Annotated in this window: 22 protein-coding genes; 14 read left to right on the forward strand and 8 right to left on the reverse strand. The window is 65.2% G+C overall.

Annotated features, from left to right (window positions below; genetic code table 11):
• The first annotated feature begins 198 nt into the window (after nucleotides 1–198).
• From V1277_RS20305 to lpxK, 6 genes are all read left to right on the forward strand, one after another.
• Nucleotides 199–1,599, forward strand: a complete 1,401-nt coding sequence (locus V1277_RS20305) for a TldD/PmbA family protein (RefSeq protein WP_334417822.1) — start codon at nucleotides 199–201, stop codon at nucleotides 1,597–1,599.
• Nucleotides 1,586–2,392: an inositol monophosphatase family protein gene (locus tag V1277_RS20310; RefSeq protein WP_334417823.1), complete on the forward strand. Its 807-nt coding sequence runs from the start codon at nucleotides 1,586–1,588 to the stop codon at nucleotides 2,390–2,392. Before V1277_RS20305 ends, V1277_RS20310 begins: the two co-directional genes overlap by 14 nt.
• A 93-nt stretch (nucleotides 2,393–2,485) precedes the next feature.
• Nucleotides 2,486–2,734, forward strand: coding sequence for a DUF4170 domain-containing protein (locus V1277_RS20315; RefSeq protein ID WP_028351494.1), 249 nt, complete (start codon nucleotides 2,486–2,488; stop codon nucleotides 2,732–2,734).
• Nucleotides 2,731–3,444 (forward strand): lysophospholipid acyltransferase family protein, encoded by a 714-nt coding sequence (locus V1277_RS20320; RefSeq protein WP_334370215.1) that lies wholly within the window; start codon nucleotides 2,731–2,733, stop codon nucleotides 3,442–3,444. Before V1277_RS20315 ends, V1277_RS20320 begins: the two co-directional genes overlap by 4 nt.
• Before the next feature lie 10 nt (nucleotides 3,445–3,454).
• Nucleotides 3,455–4,741 (forward strand): 3-deoxy-D-manno-octulosonic acid transferase, encoded by a 1,287-nt coding sequence (locus V1277_RS20325; RefSeq protein WP_334420418.1) that lies wholly within the window; start codon nucleotides 3,455–3,457, stop codon nucleotides 4,739–4,741.
• The gene (lpxK, locus tag V1277_RS20330; protein WP_334417824.1) at nucleotides 4,734–5,732 is read left to right on the forward strand and encodes a tetraacyldisaccharide 4'-kinase; all 999 of its coding nucleotides are present in this window, start codon (nucleotides 4,734–4,736) and stop codon (nucleotides 5,730–5,732) included. The genes V1277_RS20325 and lpxK overlap by 8 nt, the downstream gene beginning before the upstream one ends.
• Before the next feature lie 122 nt (nucleotides 5,733–5,854).
• On the opposite strand, the gene V1277_RS20335 is transcribed toward lpxK, so the two are convergent.
• A complete protein-coding gene (locus V1277_RS20335; RefSeq protein WP_057842324.1) occupies nucleotides 5,855–6,082 on the reverse strand; it encodes a DUF2093 domain-containing protein in 228 nt (75 codons plus the stop codon).
• Nucleotides 6,083–6,269: 187 nt separating this feature from the next.
• Between V1277_RS20335 and V1277_RS20340 the strand changes: the two genes are divergently transcribed.
• On the forward strand, nucleotides 6,270–7,103 hold the full coding sequence (locus V1277_RS20340; RefSeq protein WP_334417825.1) for a dienelactone hydrolase family protein: 834 nt from the start codon (nucleotides 6,270–6,272) through the stop codon (nucleotides 7,101–7,103).
• 1 nt (nucleotide 7,104) lies between these two features.
• Here V1277_RS20340 and xseA read toward each other — a convergent pair whose 3' ends face one another.
• Entirely contained in the window at nucleotides 7,105–8,724 is a 1,620-nt protein-coding gene (xseA, locus tag V1277_RS20345; protein WP_334417826.1) for an exodeoxyribonuclease VII large subunit, read from the reverse strand.
• Between the two features lie 169 nt (nucleotides 8,725–8,893).
• On the opposite strand from xseA, the gene purD reads away from it, so the two are divergent.
• Nucleotides 8,894–10,177, forward strand: a complete 1,284-nt coding sequence (gene purD, locus V1277_RS20350) for a phosphoribosylamine--glycine ligase (RefSeq protein ID WP_334417827.1) — start codon at nucleotides 8,894–8,896, stop codon at nucleotides 10,175–10,177.
• A 100-nt stretch (nucleotides 10,178–10,277) separates the two neighbouring features.
• Here purD and V1277_RS20355 read toward each other — a convergent pair whose 3' ends face one another.
• Nucleotides 10,278–11,510: an acyl-CoA dehydrogenase family protein gene (locus V1277_RS20355; RefSeq protein ID WP_334417828.1), complete on the reverse strand. Its 1,233-nt coding sequence runs from the start codon at nucleotides 11,508–11,510 to the stop codon at nucleotides 10,278–10,280.
• Between the two features lie 153 nt (nucleotides 11,511–11,663).
• Between V1277_RS20355 and V1277_RS20360 the strand changes: the two genes are divergently transcribed.
• On the forward strand, nucleotides 11,664–12,569 hold the full coding sequence (locus V1277_RS20360; RefSeq protein WP_334417829.1) for an alpha/beta fold hydrolase: 906 nt from the start codon (nucleotides 11,664–11,666) through the stop codon (nucleotides 12,567–12,569).
• Between the two features lie 187 nt (nucleotides 12,570–12,756).
• Here the strand turns inward: V1277_RS20360 and V1277_RS20365 are convergent, their stop codons facing one another.
• Complete coding sequence (locus V1277_RS20365) at nucleotides 12,757–13,203, reverse strand: nucleoside deaminase (protein WP_334370209.1); 447 nt, start codon at nucleotides 13,201–13,203, stop codon at nucleotides 12,757–12,759.
• Nucleotides 13,204–13,368: 165 nt separating this feature from the next.
• Here V1277_RS20365 and V1277_RS20370 point away from each other — a divergent pair, with 165 nt between their 5' ends.
• On the forward strand, nucleotides 13,369–15,423 hold the full coding sequence (locus V1277_RS20370; RefSeq protein WP_334417830.1) for a pseudouridine synthase: 2,055 nt from the start codon (nucleotides 13,369–13,371) through the stop codon (nucleotides 15,421–15,423).
• Nucleotides 15,424–15,430: 7 nt separating this feature from the next.
• Complete coding sequence (gene rsmD / locus V1277_RS20375; RefSeq protein WP_334417831.1) at nucleotides 15,431–15,991, forward strand: 16S rRNA (guanine(966)-N(2))-methyltransferase RsmD; 561 nt, start codon at nucleotides 15,431–15,433, stop codon at nucleotides 15,989–15,991.
• An 88-nt stretch (nucleotides 15,992–16,079) separates the two neighbouring features.
• Here the strand turns inward: rsmD and mutL are convergent, their stop codons facing one another.
• The gene (mutL, locus tag V1277_RS20380; RefSeq protein WP_334417832.1) at nucleotides 16,080–17,885 is read right to left on the reverse strand and encodes a DNA mismatch repair endonuclease MutL; all 1,806 of its coding nucleotides are present in this window, start codon (nucleotides 17,883–17,885) and stop codon (nucleotides 16,080–16,082) included.
• Between the two features lie 303 nt (nucleotides 17,886–18,188).
• Here mutL and V1277_RS20385 point away from each other — a divergent pair, with 303 nt between their 5' ends.
• The 3 genes from V1277_RS20385 to V1277_RS20395 all read left to right on the forward strand — a co-directional run bounded on the left by V1277_RS20385 (nucleotide 18,189) and on the right by V1277_RS20395 (nucleotide 19,407).
• Entirely contained in the window at nucleotides 18,189–18,476 is a 288-nt protein-coding gene (locus V1277_RS20385; RefSeq protein WP_028350708.1) for a hypothetical protein, read from the forward strand.
• 176 nt (nucleotides 18,477–18,652) lie between these two features.
• Nucleotides 18,653–18,877 (forward strand): YgaP family membrane protein, encoded by a 225-nt coding sequence (locus V1277_RS20390; RefSeq protein WP_334417833.1) that lies wholly within the window; start codon nucleotides 18,653–18,655, stop codon nucleotides 18,875–18,877.
• Complete coding sequence (locus V1277_RS20395) at nucleotides 18,874–19,407, forward strand: RNA polymerase sigma factor (protein ID WP_334417834.1); 534 nt, start codon at nucleotides 18,874–18,876, stop codon at nucleotides 19,405–19,407. Before V1277_RS20390 ends, V1277_RS20395 begins: the two co-directional genes overlap by 4 nt.
• Nucleotides 19,408–19,425: 18 nt before the next feature.
• Here V1277_RS20395 and arfB read toward each other — a convergent pair whose 3' ends face one another.
• From arfB to V1277_RS20410, 3 genes are all read right to left on the reverse strand, one after another.
• Nucleotides 19,426–19,842 carry an alternative ribosome rescue aminoacyl-tRNA hydrolase ArfB gene (gene arfB / locus V1277_RS20400; RefSeq protein WP_334370203.1) on the reverse strand — a complete coding sequence of 139 codons (417 nt, stop codon included), beginning with the start codon at nucleotides 19,840–19,842 and terminating at the stop codon, nucleotides 19,426–19,428.
• A 305-nt stretch (nucleotides 19,843–20,147) separates the two neighbouring features.
• Nucleotides 20,148–21,593: a M16 family metallopeptidase gene (locus V1277_RS20405; protein WP_334417835.1), complete on the reverse strand. Its 1,446-nt coding sequence runs from the start codon at nucleotides 21,591–21,593 to the stop codon at nucleotides 20,148–20,150.
• The gene (locus V1277_RS20410) at nucleotides 21,515–22,906 is read right to left on the reverse strand and encodes a M16 family metallopeptidase (RefSeq protein WP_442894504.1); all 1,392 of its coding nucleotides are present in this window, start codon (nucleotides 22,904–22,906) and stop codon (nucleotides 21,515–21,517) included. Before V1277_RS20410 ends, V1277_RS20405 begins: the two co-directional genes overlap by 79 nt.
• Nucleotides 22,907–22,918: the final 12 nt, after the last annotated feature.

Raw genomic sequence — 22,918 nt, forward strand, 5'->3', positions numbered from 1 at the left:
TAAAAAGCCTGGTTAATCCAAAGTCACCCGCCAGCATGATTGACAAGACCTTGGCTCGCATGATTGACGAGACCTTGCGGCGATGCCGAAAATGTTTGGTATTTGGCGTCGCAAAATGCTTGAAATCCCTGTGAATCGGGCACATCTCAGGGCCTTGCCGGCCGGCGTCCGAACCCTTCAATGTCAGGGATTTTGTTTGTGAACTCTTCACCATCCACGGCTTCGCCGCTTTCGAAGGCCCCCGCAACTTCCGACCTGTTCGATCAATCGGCGCTCTCGACGCTGGCGCAGCGGCTGGTGGAGGCCGCCAAGCGCGCCGGCGCGGATGCCGCGGATGCCGTCGCGGTGCGCGGGGTTTCGCAGGGCGTCGAGGTGCGCGATGGCCGGGTCGAGGAATCCGAGCGTTCCGAAGGCGACGACGTCGGATTGCGCGTGCTGGTCGGCCAGCGTCAGGCGGTGGTCTCGACCACCGATATTTCCGGCGACGGCGTTGCGAAGCTCGCCGAGCGGGCGGTCGCAATGGCCCGCGTCGCGCCCGACGACAAATATGTCGGCCTCGCCGATCCCTCGCTGCTCGCGCGCGAGTTCGCCGAGCTCGATCTGCTCGACCGCAATATTCCGACCACGAGCGAACTGGAGCGGCGTGCCTGCGAGGCGGAAGCCGCGGGCCTTGCGGTCAAGGGCGTGACCAAATCGAGCGGCGCGTCCGCCTCGAGCGGCATCGGCGGCATGGTGCTGGTGACTTCGACCGGCTTCCACGGCTCATATTTGCGCTCCAGCCACGGCATCTCGATGACCGCGATCTCGGGCGAAGGCACCAGCATGGAGCGTGATTACGACTTCACCTCGGCCCCGCACGCGTCCGACCTCGATGCTCCCGAAAGCGTCGGCCGCCGGGCAGGCGAGCGTACCGTCGCGCGCGCCAACCCGCGCAAGGTCGAGACCTGCAAGGTGCCGGTGGTCTACGATCCCCGGGCCTCGGGGTCGCTGGTCGGCCATCTGGTCGGTGCCATCAACGGCGCTTCGATTGCGCGCAAGACCAGCTTCCTCAAGGACAAGCTCGGCGAGCAGTTGTTTTCAAAGGACATCCGCATCATCGACGACCCCTTACGCGTGCGAGGCCTGCGCTCGCAGACTTTTGACGCCGAGGGCGTCAGAGTGAAGAAGCTCGCGCTCATCGACGAGGGCGTGCTGACCACGTGGCTGCTGGACTGTGCGACCGCGCGCGAGCTCGGGATGGTCACGACTGGACATGCCCATCGCGGCGTCTCGTCGTCGCCGTCGCCGGGGTCGTACAATCTGCATCTCGAACCCGGCGCGATGACGCCGAAGGAACTGATCTCCGACATCAAGCAGGGCTTTTACGTCACCGACCTGATCGGCTCCGGCGTCAACGGCGTGACCGGCGATTACAGCCGCGGCGCCTCGGGTTTCTGGATCGAGAACGGCGAGCTCACTTACCCCGTCAGCGAGGTGACGATCGCGGGCCATCTGCTGGCGATGTTCAAGTCGCTCGTTCCCGCCAACGATCTGGAATTCCGCTACGGCGTCAACGCGCCGACGCTGCGCATCGAGGGCCTGACGCTTGGCGGACGCTGATACCGCCGAGCGGATCTGGGCGCGCGATGCCGCGCTGCTGAAGGACACCGTGCGCGAAGCCGGCGCGCTGGCGCTGTCGCTGTTTCGCACCGAATTGAAGAACTGGACCAAGGGCGTTTCCTCGCCGGTCTCCGAGGCCGACATCGCCGTCAACGACCTCGTCGAACGGCGGCTGCGCGCGGCGACGCCGGATTATGGCTGGCTGTCCGAGGAAAGCGTCGATGACGACACACGGCTCGGCAAGGAACTGGTCTGGATCGTCGATCCGATCGACGGCACCCGCGCCTACCTCGCGCATCGTGAAGACTGGTGCGTGAGTGTGGCGCTGATTTCGGGTTCAACGCCGGTACTGGCGGCGGTGTTCGCGCCCGCCAGCGACGAATTCTTCTTCGCGATGCGAGGCAAGGGCACCATGCTGAACGAGAAGCGGGTCCGTGCATCCGCAGGAACGGAGCTCGATTTTTCCCGTATGGCCGGCCCAAAACCGCTGGTGCAGCGGCTGAGCTCGTCACCGGACGACATCACGCTGCATCCGCGAATCGGATCGCTGGCGCTGCGGCTGTGCCGGGTTGCGGACGGCAGTCTCGATGCCGCTTTTGCAGGCGGCCAAAGCCGCGATTGGGATCTTGCCGCGGCGAATTTGATCGTGCAGGAAGCGAATGGTAGAATGACTGCGCTCTCGGGGGATGCGATTGAGTATAATCGACGGGAGGTGGTGCACGGGATGCTGGTGGCAGCGGGACACGATCGGCATGCGCGCATTGTCGAGCATTTCCGGGATCGGTTGCCCTGAATCGGTCGAAATCCGTGCCACACATCATCCCGTTCATACCGCGATTCACATTATCGATCTTGCTCGCCGGGCACCTCGTTAGGAAAGACCATCATGCCAGATAGTGCCCCGCAGCAATTGCTGCATCTCGTCATCGGCGGCGAGTTGACCGATCTCGAACATGTCACGTTCAAGGACCTCGACCAGGTCGATATCGTCGGCGTCTACCCCAATTACGCATCCGCTTACGCGGCCTGGAAGGCGAAGGCGCAGCAGACCGTCGATAATGCCCACATGCGCTACTTCGTGGTTCACCTCCACCGGCTGCTCGATCCAGGTCAAGACACGAAGTCCTCCAGTTGAAACGCCTCCTTCGCGATTTGCTGCGCAGCACCTGGGTTCAGCGCGCGCTGGGTGTGCTCGCGGCCGAATATTTGCGGCTGGTCTGGCTGACCAACCGCTTCAGCTACGACCCCGCCAACGTCTACGACATCGTCGAACCGGAACAGCCGGCGATCTTCGCGTTCTGGCACGGCCAGCATTTCATGACGCCGTTCATCAAGACCAAGGAGAGCCACCGCGCCAAGGTCCTGATCTCGCGGCACCGCGACGGCGAATTCAATGCCATCGCCGCCGAGCGGCTCGGCATCGGAACCATCAGGGGTTCCGGCGATCATGGCGGCGCCTTTCACCGCAAGGGCGGCGTCGGCGCCTTCCGCGAGATGCTGCAGGCGCTGGAAGATGGCTGGAACGTCGCGACCACCGCCGACGTGCCCAAGCGCGCCCGCGTGAGCGGGCTCGGCGTCATCATGCTGGCGCGGGAGTCCGGCCGGCCGATCATGCCGTTTGCGATGGTGACCAGCCGGTTCATCCGGTTGAAAAACTGGGACTCCACCACCATCAATTTGCCATTCGGGCGCGGTGCGGTGGTCGGCATCGAGCCGGTGCACGTACCGCCGGATGCCGATGCCGAGACTATGGAAAAGCTGCGTCTTCAGGTAGAATCTTATCTGAACGAAGCGACCCGTCGTGCCTACAAGGCGGTCGGGCGTCCGGAGGCCGCTCTTGGCTAATTCGCTGCCGATGACGTTGCGTGTCTACCGGAGTCTTTCGTCTGCCGTGGTGCCATTGTCGCCTGCGTTGATCAGCCGGCGGTTGAGGCTGGGCAAGGAGGACCCGGCGCGGGTCGGCGAGCGCCGCGGCATGAGCGCTGATGTTCGCCCCGCAGGGCCGCTGGTGTGGATTCACGGCGCCAGCGTCGGCGAAGTACTGGCGGCGGCTGCGCTGATCGAGCGGCTGCGGGCCCTGGACCTGCGCATCCTCCTGACGTCGGGCACGGTGACTTCGGCTGCGATCGTCGCCAAGCGGTTCCCCCCGGACGTCATCCATCAATATGTCCCCTATGACTCGCCGCGCTACGTCGCGCGATTCCTCGATCATTGGCGTCCGTCGCTGGCGCTCTTCATCGAGTCCGATCTTTGGCCGAACCTGATCCTGTCGAGCGCTGCGCGGCAGCTGCCGATGGTGCTGATCAATGGACGGATGTCGCAGCGCTCGTTTCCGCGCTGGCGCCGTGTCGCCGGCACCATCTCCGCGCTGCTCGACAAGTTCGACATCTGCCTGGCGCAGTCGCAGACCGATGCGGATCGCTTTGCCGCGCTGGGCAGCCGCAACGTCATGGTCACGGGAAATCTCAAGCTCGACGTTCCCGCGCCACCGGCCGACGCCAACAAGCTGGACATGCTGATGTCGATGACACGTGGCCGCCCGGTGGTGGTCGCGGCCTCCACGCACCCGGGCGAAGAAGAAATCGTGACGGCGACTCACCGGACGCTCGCCGGATTCTTCCCGGGGCTGCTGACGGTGATTGTGCCCCGGCACCCCGATCGCGGCGAGGCCATCGCGCGCATGATCGCAGCTTCCGGCCTTAATCCGACCCTGCGCTCGCACGAGGACTTGCCCACCGCCACGACCGACATCTATGTCGCCGACACCATGGGCGAGCTGGGACTGTTCTACAGGCTGGCGCCGATCGTATTCATGGGCGGATCGCTGGTCGAGCATGGTGGGCAGAATCCGATCGAGGCGATCAAGCTCGGCGCCTCGATCGTCCACGGCCCTCACGTCTTCAACTTCACCGACGTCTACGAAGCCCTCGATTCAGCGGGCGGCGCGCGGCGGGCCGATACGCAGGAAGCGCTGGTCAAGCAGTTCGGGCAGATGCTCGCCGATTCCAAGGCGCGCGAAGCCGTGCTCACCGCATCCGAGCGCGTGGTCGGTCAGCTCGGCGGCGCCCTGGAGCGAACGCTCTCTGCCCTCGAGCCGTATCTGCTGCAGTTGCGGATCGAGATGGGAACCGGCAATGCGTGAGCCGGGCTTCTGGCACGGCCCGTCCTCGCTCAACTCGCATCTGTTGAAACCGCTCGGCGCGCTCTATGGCGCCATCGCCGCACAGCGCCTGCGGCGCAAGGGATTGAATGCCGGCATCCCGGTGCTCTGCGTCGGCAATTACCACGTCGGCGGCGCCGGCAAGACGCCGACCGTGCTGGCGCTGGCGAAGCTCATGCGCGACCTCGGCGAGACGCCGATCGTGCTCAGCCGCGGCTATGGCGGCGAATTGCGCGGGCCGGTCCGGGTCGATCCTGAGCGGCACGCGGCGGCCGATGTCGGCGACGAACCGCTGATGCTGGCAGGCCATTTGCCGGTCGTGGTGTCGCGCAAACGTGCCGAGGGCGTGCCGTTGGCGCGCTCGCAAGGCGCGACCGTGATCCTGATGGACGACGGTTTCCAGAATCCGTCGATCATCAAGGACGCATGCCTGATCGTGATCGACAGCGAACGCGGACTTGGTAACGGGAAGGTATTTCCTGCCGGTCCGCTGCGCGCGCCGCTGCGGCCGCAACTGGCGCGCACCGACGCGCTGATCATTGTCGGCAACGGCACCGCTGCCGAGCCGGTGGCCGTCGAGATTGCCGCACAGGGCAAGCCGGTACTGCGCGCGCATCTGAAGCCGGATGACGCGCCGGTCGCCGCGCTTCGCGGCAAGCGCGTGCTGGCATTTGCCGGTATCGGCGATCCCGTGCGTTTTTTCAACACGCTGCGCTTAAGCGGCATCGATGTCGTCAGGCAGCAGGCCTTCGCCGATCATCATCCGTATTCACAGACTGAGATCGAAGGCTTGATTACCGAGGCTCGGCGCGACGGGCTGACATTGGTGACGACGGAAAAGGACCTGGCGCGGCTGCGCGATCCGGCGCAGCACATCGTGCCGTTCGCGGTAACGCTAGAGTTCGACGATCCTGCGCGCCTGCGAAAATTCGTCGCCGACCGGCTATTCAAGGCGCGCGAGAGGAAAGAGTAGGGTGGGCAAAGCCAACGGGTCGCGCGAACGCGCGCCCGATGACAGGCTCCGCGTGCCCACCACTGTCATAAGCTGTGCAAGGATGGTGGGCACGGCGCGTTGCGCCTTTGCCCACCCTACAATTAACCCTGCGTCTTCAGCGCGCCGGGAAAGTGCCGCTGCAGCACGGCGCCCGGAACCGAATAGGCCTCCTGCAGATCGACGCTCCAGTACTTCAATTCGTCGAGCGGAATCCGCACGTCGGTGACGGCGCAGCGCACATAGGTCCCCGGCGAGATCACGCGGAAATCGCCGTCCAGATATTGCACCTGCGCTTCGCCATGGCCCGAGGGGCCGAATTTATTGAGCACCGCCAAACTCTCCGATGGGCCGGCCCGCGCGGGCCGGCGTCAAGTGTATTTTCCAAATTGGATCTATCATAAATAGGTCGTACTGTCCGCCCCGCAAACTGACCTACTTGTGATGATTTTGCGCCCACCTGCATGATAGCGTGAGTTTCATCGTGCCCGCAGCGTCACACCGACCCGACAGAGACCGATGCGCCTGTTGTCAGCAACGCTATTCCTGACGCTCCTTGCTGCGGCCTCCACCGCCGGCGCGGCGCCGTTGCCGGCCCCGCGCCAGGTCGATATCCCGGCGACCGGACTGACCCTGCACGCGCAGCTCTATAAGCCTGATGGTGACGGCCCATTTCCCACGGTAATCGCGCTGCATGGCTGCGGCGGACTGAGCGGGCAATCCGAGCCGGTGCTGCCGCGCTACCGTGACTGGGCGGAACAACTCCTGAAGTCCGGCCATGCTGTGCTGTTGCCGGACAGTCACGGTTCGCGCGAGCTCGACCCGCAATGCCGCGTCAAGGAGCGCCGCGTGCTTGCCCGCCGCGAGCGGGTGGCCGATGTCAACGCGTCGCGGCAATGGCTGTTGCAGCAGCCCTGGGTCGCGCGTGACCGCATTAGCCTGATCGGATGGGCCAACGGCGCCAGCGCGGTGCTGTGGGCGGTACGCCCGCAATCATCGTCGCGCGGGACTGGACCGGATTTCCGCTCCGCCATCGCGTTCTATCCGGACTGCCGGATCTCCTCCGGCCTCGGCTGGAGCGCGCGGGTGCCGACGCTGCTGTTGATTGGCGCGAAGGACGACGTCAGTTCACCGTCGGCCTGCCGTCAGATGGTGGAGGGTGCCCGCGGCCGCAGCGCGCTGGCGCGAATCGTGGTCTATCCCGGGGCGGCTCACGATTTCGACCGCGCCAACCTTCCGCTGCGGGCGATCGCGGGGGCTGACGCGGCATTGCCCGAACACGGCCATATCGGCACCGACGCGGATGCGCGAAAGGATGCGCAAGCGCGCGTCGCGGAGTGGCTGGCGCGCTAAACTAGAACAGGCTTCCCTGATCGACCGGCTTTGGCACGCGCTTCGGCGCGGCGGGCTTGGTCTCGCGCGGAGCCGGTCTGGCAGGGCTCGCGGGGGCAGTCGTCGCGGCCGGCCGGTCCGCATCCGCGGTGGCGCCAACGTGGCCGTCGGCGAATTCGACAGAGAGACGCGCGCTCGGCCCGACCGCGGCGGCGGCATGGACGGCGTGGCCGTGCTCGTCGCGCACCAGGGCAAAGCCGCGCGCGAGCACGCCGCGATAGGACAGCGCCGACAATAATTGCCCGCTGTGGGCGACCCGCGCGTCGAGCCGCTGCATCGCGATCGCGAGCGCACGGCGGGCGCGATCGGCCAGCCGTTGCGTACGTTCGCGTTCGCGCGCAATGGCATTGCGCTGCGCCTGGGCGTTGGAGAGTTTTGAAGCCTTGAGCCTGATCTCCAAGCCGGCAAAACGTTCGCGCCGGTTGCGCAGCAGGGCGTGGGCGGACAGCCTGATGCGTTCGCCCGACACCGTGAGACGATGGCTGGCCTGCGCGACCTGTCCGCGCAACACCTTCAGCGTCAGGCCGGCGCTGAGATGCGAAAAGCGGCGGTGATGGGCGTGCGTATTGGCCTTCAATGCGCGGGGTAGGGCGGCGCCGAGGTGATCCAGCCGCTGCCTGGGGATCGCGAGCAGTTCGCTCAAGCTCGGCAGCGCGCGGGCGGCGGCGCGCAATTCGTTGCGGCGGCTCTCCTGACCGCGCTGCCAGCACACCATCGTGCGTCGCGCCAGGCTTTCCACCTCGGCAAACAATTCGCTGCGCACGGGAACGGCCATTTCTGCCGCCGCCGTCGGCGTCGGCGCCCGCTTGTCAGCGGCGAAATCGATCAGCGTGATGTCGGTCTCGTGGCCGACGGCCGAGATCAGCGGAATAATGCTGTCGGCGGCCGCGCGAACCACGATCTCCTCGTTGAACGACCACAGATCCTCCAGCGAGCCGCCGCCGCGCGCGACGATCAGGAGATCGGGCCGCGGGATTCGTCCCGCTTCGGGTAGCGCATTGAAACCGCGGATGGCCGCCGCAACCTGCTCGGCGGAGCCTTCGCCCTGCACCTTCACCGGCCACACCAGTACGCGGCGGGGAAAGCGGTCCTCCAGCCGATGCAGGATGTCTCTGATGACCGCGCCCGTCGGCGAGGTGACGACCCCGATCACTTCCGGCAGCCACGGCAGCAACTGCTTGCGCGCCTCGTCGAACAGGCCCTCGGCGGCCAGCTTCCGCTTGCGCTCCTCCATCAGCGCCATCAGCGCGCCGATGCCGGCAGGCTCCAGCGAGTCGATGACGATCTGGTATTTCGAGGAGTTTGGATAAGTCGTGAGCTTGCCGGTGGCGATGACTTCGAGCCCCTCCTGCGGCTTGAACCGCATCCGGGCGTGGGCGAACTTCCAGATCACCGCCTCGATCTTGGCGCTCTCGTCCTTCAGCGCGAAATAGCAATGGCCCGAGGAGTGCGGCCCGCGGAAACCAGAGATTTCGCCGCGCACGCGGACATGGCCAAAGCGGTCCTCGACCGTCCGCTTCAGGGCGGAGGACAGTTCCGAGACGGTAAATTCGGGCGCGTTGATCAGGTTATCTGCTGGCATATCAGGGCGTAGAATCGGCCTTTTCCGGCGCTTCCGCAAGGTGCCGATGGCATGTTGGGGGAGCCAGAGCACATATCCACACGGGAATGGACACGTTGTTGCAGCGGGCTCCTGCCGTGCTAAACCGTCGCGCAATGGCCGGCAACCCCTCCACTTGGCTGCACTCCGAATGAACATTCTCCTGCTCGGTTCCGGCGGCCGCGAACACGCTCTGGCGTGGAAGATTGCCGCTTCCCCGCTGCTGACCAAATTGTGGTGTGCGCCGGGCAATGCCGGCATCGCGCGCGAAGCTGAATGCGTCGCGCTCGACGTTGCGAATCATGGCGCGGTGATCGAGTTCTGCAAAAGCAACGCCGTCGATCTCGTCGTGGTCGGCCCGGAAACGCCGCTTGCCGCCGGGATTGTCGATGATCTCGCGAAAGCCGGCATCAAGGCGTTCGGTCCGAGCAAGCAGGCGGCGCAACTCGAGGGCTCCAAGGGATTTACGAAGGACCTGTGCCGCGAATTCGATATTCCGACCGGCGCCTATGGCCGCTTCACTACCGCCGATGATGCGCTGGCCTATGTGCGCACGCAGGGCGCGCCGATCGTGGTCAAGGCCGACGGGTTGGCCGCCGGCAAAGGCGTCGTGGTGGCCAAAACGTTGGCCGAAGCGGAAGCTGCCATCGCCATGATGTTCGACGGCGCGTTCGGCGCGGCGGGAGCGGAAGTCGTGATCGAGGAATTCCTCGCTGGCCGCGAGATCAGCTTCTTTGCGCTATGCGACGGCGACACCGCGATCCCGCTGGCCTCGGCGCAGGACCACAAGCGCGTGTTCGATCATGACGAGGGACCGAACACCGGCGGCATGGGCGCCTATTCGCCGACGCCGTTCGTGACGGCTGAAATTCACGATCAGATCATGGCGCGGATCATCCTGCCGACGGTTGCCGGGATGAAGAGCCGCGGCACACCGTTCCGCGGCGTGCTCTATGCCGGCGTCATGCTGACGGAGCAGGGGCCAAAGCTGTTCGAATTCAATGTCCGCTTTGGCGACCCCGAATGCCAGGTGCTGATGCTGCGAATGATGTCCGACATCGTGCCGGCGTTTCTGGCGTCCTGCGACGGAGAACTGAAGCATTTCGACCTGCGCTGGTTTCCCGATCCGGCGCTGACCGTGGTGATGGCGGCGAAGGGTTATCCCGGCGACTACAAGAAGGGCACGCGGATTGAGGGCCTTGATGACGCGGCCGGAATCGAGGGCGTCGAGATATTTCACGCCGGCACGGCGGCGAAGGACGGCGGCATTGTCACCAATGGCGGCCGCGTGCTGAACGTCTGCGCGATGGGGAAGACCGTCACGGAGGCGAGAGAGCGTGCCTATCAGGCTGTCGATCGCATCCAATGGCCGGATGGTTTTTGCCGCCGCGACATCGCCTGGCAGGCGGTGGAGGCGGAGAAGGGCGGGCGCTAACCGCTCCACCGTCATTGCGAGGAGCGAAGCGACGAAGCAATCCATCTATCCCCGTGCGGAGATGTGGATTGCTTCGCTTCGCTCGCAATGACGGCCAGACCTATAGCAAATCCCCGCCCGCGGCACTCGCTGTGGTGCCGTGCTCGCGGAACGCCTTGATGACGTTCTTGCCGATCTTCCACTTGTGTACTTCGTCCGGACCGTCGACCAGCCGCTGCGAGCGCACCTGGGTGTACCATTTCGCCAGCGGCGTATCCTGGCTGAAGCCGAGTGCGCCATGGAGCTGGATCGCGGTGTCGATCACCTTGTGCACCATGTGCGCATGGAAGATCTTTGCGATCGAGTTCTCCTGCCTGATATCGAGACCCTTCTCCGCCTTGTAGGCGATGTGCAGCAGCATCAGGCGGCCGATATAGAGTTCGCTGGCGCAGTCAGCGAGCATGAACTGCACCGCCTGGCGGTCGGCGAGCAATTTGCCGAAGGTCGAGCGCTTGGTGACGTGGGCGACCGCCATGTCGAGCGCGCGTTGCGCCTTGGCGACGTTGTGCATGCCGTGGCGAAGGCGTCCATAGGCGAGGCGGTGCTGGCCCATGGCAAAACCATTGCCTTCGCCGCCGAGCAGATTGTCGGCCGGTACCTTCAAATCCTTGATCTCGATTTCGGAGTGGCCGCCGTGCAGGATATCGTCGTGCGGCCCTTCGATCGCCATGTTGGCGACGTTGCGCTTGATCTTGTAGCCGGGGTTCGGCAACTCCACGATGAAGGTCGAATACTGCTTGTGCCGTGGCGCGTTCGGATCGGTCTTGGCCATCACCAGCGCCATGTCGGCCACGCTGGCGGAGGAGGAAAACCACTTCTCGCCGTTCAGGACGTAGTTCTCGTTGCCGTCCTTCACCGCCGTGGTCTGCATGCCGGTGGCGTCGGCGCCGGCAGCCTTCTCAGTCATCGAGAAGCAGATGCGCTTGTCGCCGTTGAGCAGGGGTTTAAGGAACTTCTCCTTCTGATATTCCGTGCCGTGGGCCAGGATCGTCATCATCGAGGCGTCGTCGGGACCCTGCGTGTTCATCGACAGCGCGCCCAGCATGCTCTCGCCGAGCTCCATCTGCACCAGCGCGTTGGCGAGCGGGCCCAGCCCCATGCCGCCATATTCCTTCGGCACCCATGGGCACCACAGGCCGCGTGCGCGGGCCTTGGCGCGGAGGGGGCCGAGCACTTCGGCGAGCGGCTTGGTATCGAGTTCCTTCTCCGCGGGGATGCATTCCTCCTGCACCCATTTGCGGACCTTCTCGCGGATCGCCTTGGCTTCGGCCGGAATTTCGAAATCGATCGACATCGCTGGTTTCCTCGCGTCTTGTTGTTGTTGGTCGGACTTGAGGGATGGCATAAACCTGCGGTCTGCCAGCGGCAACGGCAAACAAAGTTTGAAGCAAGTGCTGTCATACCCCGCGAAGGCGGGGTATCCAGTGCAGCCCATGGAGGAGTGCCCATGCCCGATCTTGCCGATCTGTTTCCCGGATACGCGGCCGAATGGATCAACACCTCGTCGGGCCGCATCTTTGCCCGTGTTGGCGGCAACGGCCCGCCGCTATTGCTGCTGCATGGTTTTTCGTCGACGCATGTGATGTGGCACCAAGTCGCGCCGCAACTGGCGGACCGGTTCACGTTGATCATCGCTGACCTGCCGGGCTATGGCTGGTCGGACATGCCCCGCAGCGATGACAACCATACGTCCTACACCAAGCGCGCGATGGCGAAAGTGATGGTGGAGGCGATGGAGCAACTCGGCCATGTGCATTTCGCGCTCGCCGGTCACGACCGCGGCGGTCGCGTGTCATACCGGCTGGCGCTCGATCATCTCGGCCGGCTGTCGAAGCTCGCGGTGCTCGATATCGCGCCGACCTATGACTATTGGGAGAAGTTGAACCGGCTTTCGGCGCTGAAGATCTACCACTGGGCGTTTCTGGCGCAGCCCTATCCGCTGCCGGAAACGCTGATCGCCAACAATGGAGAATTTTTCCTCAAGTACAAGATGGCGAGCCAGACTAAATCGAAGACGCTCGACGCGATCGATCCACGCGCGCTGGAACATTATCTCGCGCCATTCCGCGATCCCGCCCGCGTGCATGCGATGTGCGAGGACTACCGCGCCGGTGCCTATGCCGACTATGAAATCGACAAGGCCGATTTCGAGGCCGGAAAGAAGATCACGATTCCAATGCTGGCGCTGTGGGGCGATGCCGGCGTCGCGCCTGCTGCAACGACGCCGCTCGATGCGTGGAAGAAATGGGCGACGAATGTGGAGGGGGCGCCCGTGGATTCCGGGCATTTTTTGACGGAGGAGAATCCGGACGTGACCGCGAAATTGCTGCGGGAGTTTTTTACGGCGGCGTGAGGCGGAGATCACGCCGCACAAGTAGCTCGTCATACCCGCCAACGGGTCGCGCGAATGCGCGCCCGATGACAGGCTCCGGCGGGTATCCAGTACGCCGCGGCCTCGCGGTCAATCACTATCGTCTCTGGAATACTGGATCATCCGCTTTCGCGGATGATGACGACGGTGGTGAATGGCGGGATTGTACTTACCGCCGCTCCCTGAAAAAATCCCGCAACAGCGCCGCGGCCTTGCTCTCGCCGACCGCCGAATAAACCTCCGGCACGTGATGGCAGGTCGGCTGGGCAAAGAACCGCACGCCCGAATCCACCGCGCCGCCCTTGGGATCGGCGGCGCCGTAATAGAGCCGCCGGATCCGCGCAAACGAGATCGCGCCGGCGCACATCGTGCAGGGCTCCAGCGTGACGTAGAGGTCGCAATCGACCAGCCGTTCGGTGCCGATGGCCTCGGCCGCCTGCCGGATCGCTAGGATTTCGGCGTGCGCGGTCGGGTCGCGGTCAGTCAGCGTCCGGTTGCCGGCGGTGGCGATCACCTCGTAATCCCTCACGATCACGCAGCCGATCGGAACTTCGCCGGCTTTTCCGGCGTTTTCGGCCGTTTTCAGCGCCAAATCCATGAAAGAAGGAGCAGTCATGCCTCGTATCATTGGAATAAACCTGCTATGAGGGCCGCCTTCAGCAAACGTGGATGCCGGTTTTGCGTGAGAATGCGCCTTGAGCGAAGTGCGCGCGCGTTATCGCTTTGACAGCCCATCCTGATCCGCCTGATGGCCATTTTATTCGGACCCAAGAGAACATTCATGCCCCGCGATAACGACAAAAACAACGATTCCCGCGGCCGGCGGGACCGTCCCGGTGGCGGCAAGGGCCGTGCCGGCGGTGGCAAGGGTCGCTCGGGAGCGGCGAGGGGGCCTGAGAAGAAGTTTGCCAAGCGCGGCTTTGGCGCCAGGGATGGCGACGAGCGCGGCGGTGAGCGGCGTCCCTATGCCGCGAAATCCGAGGGGGCAAAATCGTTCGGCAAGAAGCCTTACGCCGGCAAGCGGGAAGGTGCTTCGTTCCGCCGGGACGATGATCGGCCGCCGCGCCGGGATTTTGGCGATCGGCCTCGGGCAAGATTTGACCGGGAGGATCGTTCCGGCGGTGATCGCCCCGAGCGGGGTCCGCGCAAGGATTTTCGCGCGCGGGACGATCGCGATGGCGACAAGCGTTCGTTCAAGCCGCGCGGCGAACGGCCGAGCTATGATCGCGACGACCGTCCCGCGCGTCGGGATCGCAAGCGCGACTCCGGTGGCCGCGAAGAGGGCCGTGCGGCCGGGCGTTTTCAGGATAGGAAATTCGGCGACAAGCGGCCTTACACGCCACGCGGAGAAGGTTTCCGGAAGGATAGCGACCGTCCGCGTGGCGATCGGCCCTATGGTGATCGTCCGCCGCGCGATGGCGAGAAGCGATTTTCGCGCGGTCCACGCAAGGATTTTGGCGATCGTCCCGAGCGGGGTGACGAGAAGCCCTGGCAGAAGCGCGATGATCGGGGAGGGCGTGACGCTCGTCCTTCACGTGAAGGCGGGCGCAGCTTCGACAAGCCGCGCTTTGATCGGTCGCGCGATGATCGCGGTGGCGACGAGCGTCCGCGGTTTTCGCGTTCGCGCGAGGATCGCCCGAAGTTTGACCGTCCCCGCCACAGGCCGGAAGGCCGCACTGACTGGCAGGAGCATCCGCGCAGCGAATCGCGCGACGACCGTCCGCGCCGCGACAATGAAGACGACAGCAGGATCTTTGCCAAACGCCCGGCGTTCGGGGGCCGTGGCGCGTATCGCGAGCGCCCGACCGATTTCGACAAGCGCGCGCCGCGCGCGGAGCCGAAGCCGAAGAAGGCCGGAGAGCGCATCGCCAAGGTGGTCGCCCGAGCGGGCCTTGCCTCGCGCCGCGATGCCGAGGAATGGATCACGCAGGGCCGCGTCACCGTCAACGGCCGCGTCATCAATTCGCCGGCGCTCGACGTCACCGCCAATGACGTGATCGCCGTCGACGGCAAGGTGTTGCCGCCGCGCGAGCGCACGCGACTGTTCATGTATCACAAGCCGCGCGGGCTGATGACCACGCATGCCGATCCCGAAGGGCGGCCGACCGTGTTCGACAATCTGCCCGAAGGCCTGCCGCGGCTGATCTCGGTCGGCCGGCTCGATTTCAACACCGAGGGGCTGCTGCTGCTGACCAATGACGGTGGCCTGGCACGCGCGCTCGAGCTGCCCGACACCGGTTGGCTCAGGCGCTATCGCGTGCGCGCCCACGGCGAGGTCACGCAGGCGCAGCTCGATGAGCTGAAAAAGGGCGTCGAGGTCGACGGCGTCAAATACGGCTCGATCGACGCGACGCTGGAGCGCGACCAGGGCGCCAACGTCTGGCTGGTGTTCGCGATCCGCGAAGGCAAGAACCGCGAGGTCCGCAACGTCATGGCGCATCTCGGCCTCGAGGTGAACCGGCTGATCCGCGTCTCCTACGGGCCGTTCCAGCTCGGCGAACTGGCCGAGGGCCAGGTCGAGGAGGTCAAGACCCGTGTGCTGCGCGAGCAGCTCGGCGAGAAGATCGCTGCCCTCGCGGGCGCGGATTTCAACCGTCCGATGCCGGGCGAGAAATCCGATGAGGAAGACGATGTGCCGCGCAGCAAGAAGCCGTTCAAGCCGGCGGGCAAGAGCGCGCTGATCGCCGATCGCAAGGGCCGCCGCGTGCTGGTGCAGCGTACCGGCAGCGAGGAAGCCCGCGCGCGCAACGAGGATGAGGCCAATGGCTACGGCCCGCCGCGCCGCCCGAAGCGGGGCTATCACGGCAAGCGCGATCTGAAGCCGCGGGACGAGTAGTTGGGCTATGCGTGTCGTCGGCGGACGATTGAAGGGCCGTAATATCACCTCGCCCTCGTCGCGGGACATTCGCCCGACGGCGGATCGCTTGCGCGAGTCCGTGTTCAACATCCTGATCCACGCTTACGACAGCCCGATCGAAGGCGCACGCGTGCTCGACCTGTTCGCTGGTACCGGTGCGCTCGGCATCGAAGCGGTGTCGCGCGGAGCCAGCTTCACGCTGTTCGTCGACAACGGCGCCGAAGCGCGCGCGTTGTTGCGCAACAATGTCGAGGCGCTGGGGCTCGGCGGCGTGACAAAAGTCTATCGCCGCGACGCCACCAATCTCGGCCCGGCGCATCCGGTCGAGCCGTTCTCGCTGGTGTTCCTCGATCCGCCCTATGGCAAGAGTCTCGCGGAGAAGGCGCTGGTCTCGCTGCGCGATGGCGGCTGGCTGACGCCCGGTGCGCTGCTTGTTGTGGAGGAGGCGAAGGCTGCGGCGTTCGCGGTGCCCAATGGATTCGAGGAGCTGGAGCGGCGCACGTATGATGATACGGAGTTCGTGTTTCTAAAGAACTCGAACTCGTAGGGTGGGCAAAGGCGCGCTTGCGCCGTGCCCACCATCGCACACTCCGCTCGTGATGGTGGGCACGCTTCGCTTTGCCCACCCTACTTCCTCACCGCCGCCCGAACAGCTTCTCGATGTCGCTCAGCTTCAATTCCACGTAGGTCGGGCGGCCGTGGTTACACTGGCCGGAATTCGGCGTGTCTTCCATCTCGCGCAGAAGCGCATTCATTTCTTCCGGCTTGAGGCGTCTCCCGGCGCGGACCGAGCCGTGACAGGCCATGGTGGCCGCGACATGCATCAGGCGGCGCTCCAGCGGCAGTGCCTCGTCCCATTCGGCCATGTGCTCGGCGAGATCGCGCAGCAACCCTGCGGCATTCGCCTTGCCGAGCAGCGACGGCGTCTCACGCACCGCCACCGCGCCGGGGCCGAAAGATTCGATCGCAAGTCCGAAGGAGGCGAGTTCCTCGGCGCGCGCCAGCAGCTTCTCGACGGTAGCCTCATCGAGTTCGACGATCTCGGGGATCAGAAGAATCTGCCGCTGCACGCCGTTCTTCGCCAGCGACGCCTTCAGCCTCTCGTAGACAATGCGCTCATGGGCGGCGTGCTGATCCACGACGATCAAGCCGTCGCGGGTTTGCGAGACGATATAGGTCTCGTGGATTTGCGTCCGCGCCGCGCCGAGCGGACGGTCGAGCAGGTCGGCGGAGGGCTGCGCCTCGAAGCGCACGTCGGCGGTTGGCGCGCCGACATCGAACGCGGCTTGCCCGGCTTCGGCGAGCGCCGTTGCCGCCACGCCTTCGAACGAAGGCCGGACCGGATAGGCCGGCGAACTCCGCCAGTCCCAGTTGGTCGGGCGCGGCGCAAAGGAGGGGCGGAACGCCGACAGCGCCGCGCCGTCGGTATTGGCGGCGGTGCGCCTGCCCTCGCGGGCGAGGCCGTCCTTGAGCGCATGCACGATCAGCGCGCGAACGAGCCCGGCGTTACGAAACCGCACCTCGGTCTTGGCCGGATGCACGTTGGCGTCGACCTCCTGCGGCGCCAGCGTCACGAACAGCGCGACAACAGGATGACGGTCACGCGGCAGATAGTCGGAATAGGCTGCGCGCACCGCGCCGAGGATGAGCTTGTCGCGGACCGGGCGGCCGTTGACGAACAGATATTGCCCGAGCGCATTGGCGCGGGTCAGCGAGGGGGCGGCGGCAAAGCCCTCGACCACGACGCCTTCGCGCTCGGAGCGCACTTCGATGGCGCAAGAGCGGAAATCGTGACCTAAGATGTCGCCGAGCCGCGTCAGCCGGCCCGCAGCACCCGGCAGCGCCGCGGCCCAGGTCACCGGCGCGCGTTCCTCGCCGGCCAAGGTGAAGGCGATGTCAGGCCGCGCCATCGCGAGGCGCCGCACCACTTCGCGGATCGCCTCGGCCTCGGTGCGGTCGGTCTTGAGGAATTTCAGCCGGGCGGGCGTTGCATAAAAGAGATCGCTGACTTCGACGCGGGTGCCTTGCGACAGCGCGGCCGGCATGATCTGCGATTTCAGACCGCCTTCGACCGATAGCGACCAGGCATGAGGCTCGCTGGTGTGGCGCGTGGTGATACCGAGCTTCGCCACGGCGCCGATCGAGGGCAGGGCCTCGCCGCGAAAGCCCAGCGTGCGAATGCGTAACAGATCCTCGTCGTCGAGCTTGGAGGTGGCATGACGGTCGACGGCGAGCGCGAGATCGCCGTGGGTCATTCCGCTGCCGTCATCGGTGATGCCGATCCGCCGCCTGCCGCCGCCATCGGTGAAAATGTCGACGCGGCTGGCGCCGGCGTCGATCGCGTTTTCGACCAGTTCCTTGACCACGCTTGCGGGACGTTCGACCACTTCGCCGGCGGCGATGCGATTGACGATCTGTTCGGGGAGCTGGCGGACGGGCATGAGGTCTCGGATCGATTCGAGGCTGGATGGCGATTTTACGCGGCTACCGAGTCAAATGCATGTGTTCAAAATATTTTTACGGAACTTTCCGGACGCTGCGGAGGCGCCGAATATGCGGTCTGCATGTGGCCAAGGATTCGCAAAATGACCTCGAAATCCCTGCACGATCACCACATCGCGCGGCTTGCATGGCGAACGCACCGTTCGCGGATAACGACTGATCCGGCGATGAACATGTTCGGGTTGTGAACGGTGCCTGAAGAAGCCGAACTGTTCGTCGTCGACAAAACCTTGGAGAAATGGATGAAGCTAGTGAAAACCTCGGCGATCGCGGTTGCAATCTCGGCTCTGCTTGCCGGTCCGGTACTGGCGCAAGGCGCCTCATCCGACACCCAGATCCGCGGCGGAGCAAAGGGCACCCAGATGCAGGGCGGCGCGTCGGGCAGCATGGACGAAGACGCGCCGGCGGGCGCCGCGGGCCAGAGGGCAGGCACCAAGCCGGGCGCGAAAGGCACCGTCGGAGCGGGCGGTAGTGCAGCGCCGCCCAAGGCCACGGGCGGAGCGGCGACCCCTCCAGCAAGTAGCCGCTAAGTGCCTGGAGGAAACCCGCCTCCTCCGACGGGTTGCTCTCCAACAGAACTCCGGCCGTGCGGCGGCCGGAGTTTTTTTGTGCCTCGACCGGCGATCCGCGAACCGAAAGCTCGGCCCGGCGGCTCTATCTGACGAGAACGCGCTGACGTTCTTTCGCACAATCGAAGGGAGCTGTTATGTTTTATCGCAAGAATTTGCCGGGCTGGGAGCGGGCGATGCGGACGATCGGGGGCGTTGTGATGATCGCCTATGGGCTTTTCGGCATGCCCGGGCTGCTCAGCATGCCCGGCACCACGGCCGGCTACCTGATCGCGGCCACCGGCACGGTCGCAATCGCGACCGGATTTTTCGGCTTTTGTCCGATGTGCGCCATGGTTGGCCGCAGGCTTCCCTCGTCATGAGTGCGTTGGCCCGAGCGGGGCGCTGGAGCCCCTCGCTGATCGAGGCCGCCCGCGGCGGCGACACCGAGGCGTTGGTGTCGCTGATCGCAGCCGCTCAGCCCGATATCCGCCGCTATGCTGCACGCAATTGCCGTGCGGCCGATATCGACGACGCGGTTCAGGAAACGCTGTTGCTGTTGTACCGGCGGGTCGGCACGTTGCGCGCGGTGACGTCGTTTTCGGCGTGGCTGTTTGCAGTGGCGCGCCGCGCCTGTCTTCGTCTGCTGCGCCGGGCGACTGGAGCACCGGCGGCGCCGGCCGACGATGCGGAGGCGCACCTGGCACATCTTGCGCCGGAAGACATTCGCATCGATCTTTCCCGCGCCATCCAGTCGCTGCCCGACCACTATCGCGAGGTGATCCTGCTGCGCGATATCGAGGAGTTGTCGATCGACGAGATCGCTGGTGTCCTTGGGCTGACACGCGAAAGCGTCAAAGCGCGCATCCACCGCGCGCGGATCATGATCCGAGAATATCTAGTTCGCGATTGAGACGTTGTGATTGGCGGTTCAATCGTCAAAGCGCGCCGTGCGTTTCGCCTTGACGTCGCTGCGCCGCTTCTTGCCTTCCAGCCGCCGCTGCTTCGATCCGAAGGTCGGCTTGGTCGGCCGGCGCGGCGTCGGGCGGATCAGGGCCTCACGCACCAATTCGAGCAGACGGTCGATGGCGTCGGCCCGGTTGCGCTCCTGAGTACGGAAGCGCTGGGCGTGGATCACGATCACACCCTCCTTGGTCATGCGCTGGCCGGCGAGCCGCACCAGCCGTGCGGCCGCATCCTCCGGCAGCGCGATCTTGCGCGTGTCGAAGCGGAGCTGCGCTGCGGTCGCGAGCTTGTTGACATTCTGCCCGCCCGGGCCGGAGGCGCGGACGAAGCCGATCTCGATGTCGTTTTCGTCAATCGTGAGATCGCGGGAAACCCGCAGCATGGCGTTCACCGGGGAAAGGAGAATCGGCGAGGGCATAATAGCGGGTTTGTGTTGAGGTTGCTCTGCCGCGCTCTTTCCGTCGGGAGGGACGGGGAGGGTAAACCACCCACAAGCACTGCCGTCGTGGCCACCCCTCTCCCTAACCCTCTCCCGCAAGGGGAGAGGGAACACAGCGAGTATGCGGCGCCACCGTCGCTCGCAATGACGGCGGCTACCATCAACCACACGGGCGGTTCGCTCCCTCCCCCCCCTTGCGGGGGAGGGCTGGGGAGAGGGGTGGCCGCGAGTCCGGTGTTTGTTTGGGCTCAGTTCGCCTTCGGCGGCGCCGCAGCGGGCTGCACGGCGGCCTGCGGGGCGCGGCCGACGATCACGGTGAGCAGGCCCTGGCCCCAGAGCTTCTGTGCCGCCTTTTTGGCGTCGTCCAGCGTGACCGCGTCGACGAGGGCATTGCGCTTCTCGATATAATCGATCGGCAGCTTGTCGAGCTGGTATTGCAGCAGTGCCTGCGCCAGCTTCGAAGAGGTGTCGAGCGCCAGCATCTGCGAGCCCTTGAGGTACGACTTGGCCTCGTCCAGCTCCTTCTGGGTCGGGCCTTCCTCGGCCATGCGGCGGATTTCCTTCTCGATCGCGTCCACCGTCTCGCCGGCGCGGTCGGCACGGGTGCCGGTATTGCCGATGAACAGCGCGGAGCGATCCATCCAGAGCAGGGATTCATAGACCGAATAGGCGAGGCCGCGCTTTTCACGCACCTCCTTGTAGAGCCGCGACGACAAGCTGCCGCCGCCGAGGATATGGTTCACGACGTAGGCGGCCATGAAATTCGGATCGTGGCGGCGAATGCCAGGGCCGCCGAACGTCACCACCGTCTGCGGCACGTCGAGAGGCACGAACGCGCGCTGCGGCGGCTTGGTGGCCTCGACCTCGGCGATCGGCGTGAGGCTGGCCTTGGCCGGCAGGCCGCCGAACGTCTTGTCCAGGAGCTTGCCGAGCGTGTCGGCATCGACGTCGCCGACCACGGCGATCCGCAAATTATCCTTCGCAATCATGCGGCGGACGTAATCCTTCATGTCGGCGACATCGATCTTCGGCACGCTGTCGAGCGTGCCGTTGGCCTGTCGGCCGTAGGGATGATCGCCAAAGGCGACTTCCAGGAATTTGCGGCTCGCCAGCGAAGTCGGATTGGTGGTGTCGCGGCGTAGCCCGGAGAGCACCTGCGCGCGAATGCGCTCGACGTCGGCGGCGTCGAAATGCGGCGAGGTCAGCGCCAGATGGAGCAGGCCGAAAGCCTCGTCCTTGTTGTCCTTGAGCATCCGCAGAGAGCCGCGGAAATAATCCCGGGTCGACGAAAAGCTCAGCTCGATGGCGCGGCGCTCGAGGCGCTCGTGGAAGGTTTTGGAATCGAGATCGCCCGAGCCTTCATCGAGCAGGCTGGCGACCATGTTGCCGACGCCGGACTTGCCGGCCGGATCCTGGGCGGCGCCGCCGGCGAAGGCGTATTCCATCGCTATCAGCGGCACGGTGGCGTCCTGCACGAACCAGGCCTCGATGCCGCCAGGCGAGACCAGCCGCTGGATCTTTGCTGCGGCGTGCGATGGGCTCGCCGCCAGCAACAGCAGTACGGCGCCGGCGATCAGGGCGGATGCGAGGCGCTGCGCGGGAATCGAAAAACGGATCACGAGCGCTTCTCCTCGCGTTTTTGTGCGGTATCCTTGATCAGATAGCCGGTCACCGAGCGTTTCTTGTCGAGCCATTTCTGCGCGGCGTCACGGACCTGCTCGGCGGTGACGGCGCGAATCCGGTCCGGCCAGCTCCTGATATCGTCGATGGAAAGCCCCGTGGTCAGCGCGCCGCCATACCAGCGCGCCAGCGTGGCCTGGTTGTCCTGGGCGTAGATCGCTTCCGCAATCAACTGGGTCTTGACCCGCTCGAGATCCTCGGCGCGCGCCGGGTTCTGGATGACCTCCGCGATCACGCCGTCGATCACCTGCTCGATCTGCGAAAATTCCACGCCGGGCTTCGGCGAAACCGAGATCGAGAACTGCGAGGGATCCAGCGCGGTGCCCTGGTAACCGGCGCCGGCGCTGATCGCGAGCTGACGGTCGATTACCAGTGCGCGATAGAGATAGGAGTTGGAGCCGCCGCCCATCAGTTGCGCGAGCACGTCGAGCGCCGGGCCTTCGCCGGCCGCAGCGGTTGTTGAAGAGGGGACGAGATAATAGCGCCGCAGGCTGGTCTGTTCGACGCGCGGATCGGACAGCGTCACCGTGCGCGGTGCCGCCGGCACCGGCTCCTGCGGGCGGATTCGTTGCGCGGCAATGGCCGGCTGCGCCGGGATGCCGCCATAGGCCTTCTCGACCATCGCTTGGACTTCCTTGGCATCGACGTCGCCCGCGATCACCAGTATCGCGTTGTTCGGTGCGTAAAAGCGCTTGTAGAACGCCAGCGCATCCTCGCGGTCGAGCTTCTCGATTTCCTGGCGCCAGCCGATCACCGGACGGCCATAGGGATGGTTGAGATACAGCGCCGCCATGATCTGCTCGGTGAGCCGGGCGTCCGGATTGTTGGCGACCCGCATGTTGAATTCTTCGAGCACGACATCGCGCTCGGGAAGTACGTTCTCATCCTTGAGGATGAGGCCGGTCATGCGGTCGGCCTCGAATTCCATCATTTTCGCCAGCTGCTCGCGCGGCACGCGCTGGAAATAGCCGGTGTAGTCGAGCGACGTGAAGGCGTTCTCATTGCCGCCGATCCGCAGCACGGTCTGCGAAAATTCACCGGCGGGATGTTTCGCGGTGCCCTTGAACATCAGATGTTCGAGGAAGTGCGCCAGTCCGGATTTGCCCGGCGTCTCGTCGGCGGAGCCGACCTTGTACCAGATCATCTGCGTGACGACGGGCGTGCGGTGATCCGGGATCACGACGACTTGCAGGCCGTTGTCGAGGGTGAAGCTGGCCGGACGTTCCGACGTGACCGTGGTCTGGGCGAGTGCACTGCCGGCGGAGAAAGCAAACGTCGAGATGAGGGCTATAGCGAGAGAAACGGCAAGACGGTGTGAGGACATCATGACCTATCTGGC

Source organism: Bradyrhizobium sp. AZCC 1588 (assembly GCF_036924735.1).
Lineage (GTDB): Bacteria > Pseudomonadota > Alphaproteobacteria > Rhizobiales > Xanthobacteraceae > Bradyrhizobium.

Coding starts and splice junctions, on each gene's coding strand:
- V1277_RS20315 (WP_028351494.1), top strand. CDS start 2,486: ATGCCAGATAGTGCCCCGCAGCAATTGCTGCATCTCGTCATCGGCGGC.
- V1277_RS20325 (WP_334420418.1), top strand. CDS start 3,455: ATGACGTTGCGTGTCTACCGGAGTCTTTCGTCTGCCGTGGTGCCATTG.
- lpxK (WP_334417824.1), top strand. CDS start 4,734: ATGCGTGAGCCGGGCTTCTGGCACGGCCCGTCCTCGCTCAACTCGCAT.
- V1277_RS20340 (WP_334417825.1), top strand. CDS start 6,270: ATGCGCCTGTTGTCAGCAACGCTATTCCTGACGCTCCTTGCTGCGGCC.
- xseA (WP_334417826.1), bottom strand. CDS start 8,724: ATGCCAGCAGATAACCTGATCAACGCGCCCGAATTTACCGTCTCGGAA.
- purD (WP_334417827.1), top strand. CDS start 8,894: ATGAACATTCTCCTGCTCGGTTCCGGCGGCCGCGAACACGCTCTGGCG.
- V1277_RS20355 (WP_334417828.1), bottom strand. CDS start 11,510: ATGTCGATCGATTTCGAAATTCCGGCCGAAGCCAAGGCGATCCGCGAG.
- V1277_RS20360 (WP_334417829.1), top strand. CDS start 11,664: ATGCCCGATCTTGCCGATCTGTTTCCCGGATACGCGGCCGAATGGATC.
- V1277_RS20365 (WP_334370209.1), bottom strand. CDS start 13,203: ATGACTGCTCCTTCTTTCATGGATTTGGCGCTGAAAACGGCCGAAAAC.
- V1277_RS20370 (WP_334417830.1), top strand. CDS start 13,369: ATGCCCCGCGATAACGACAAAAACAACGATTCCCGCGGCCGGCGGGAC.
- rsmD (WP_334417831.1), top strand. CDS start 15,431: ATGCGTGTCGTCGGCGGACGATTGAAGGGCCGTAATATCACCTCGCCC.
- mutL (WP_334417832.1), bottom strand. CDS start 17,885: ATGCCCGTCCGCCAGCTCCCCGAACAGATCGTCAATCGCATCGCCGCC.
- V1277_RS20385 (WP_028350708.1), top strand. CDS start 18,189: ATGAAGCTAGTGAAAACCTCGGCGATCGCGGTTGCAATCTCGGCTCTG.
- V1277_RS20390 (WP_334417833.1), top strand. CDS start 18,653: ATGTTTTATCGCAAGAATTTGCCGGGCTGGGAGCGGGCGATGCGGACG.
- V1277_RS20395 (WP_334417834.1), top strand. CDS start 18,874: ATGAGTGCGTTGGCCCGAGCGGGGCGCTGGAGCCCCTCGCTGATCGAG.
- arfB (WP_334370203.1), bottom strand. CDS start 19,842: ATGCTGCGGGTTTCCCGCGATCTCACGATTGACGAAAACGACATCGAG.
- V1277_RS20405 (WP_334417835.1), bottom strand. CDS start 21,593: ATGGCTCGACAAGAAACGCTCGGTGACCGGCTATCTGATCAAGGATAC.
- V1277_RS20410 (WP_442894504.1), bottom strand. CDS start 22,906: ATGATGTCCTCACACCGTCTTGCCGTTTCTCTCGCTATAGCCCTCATC.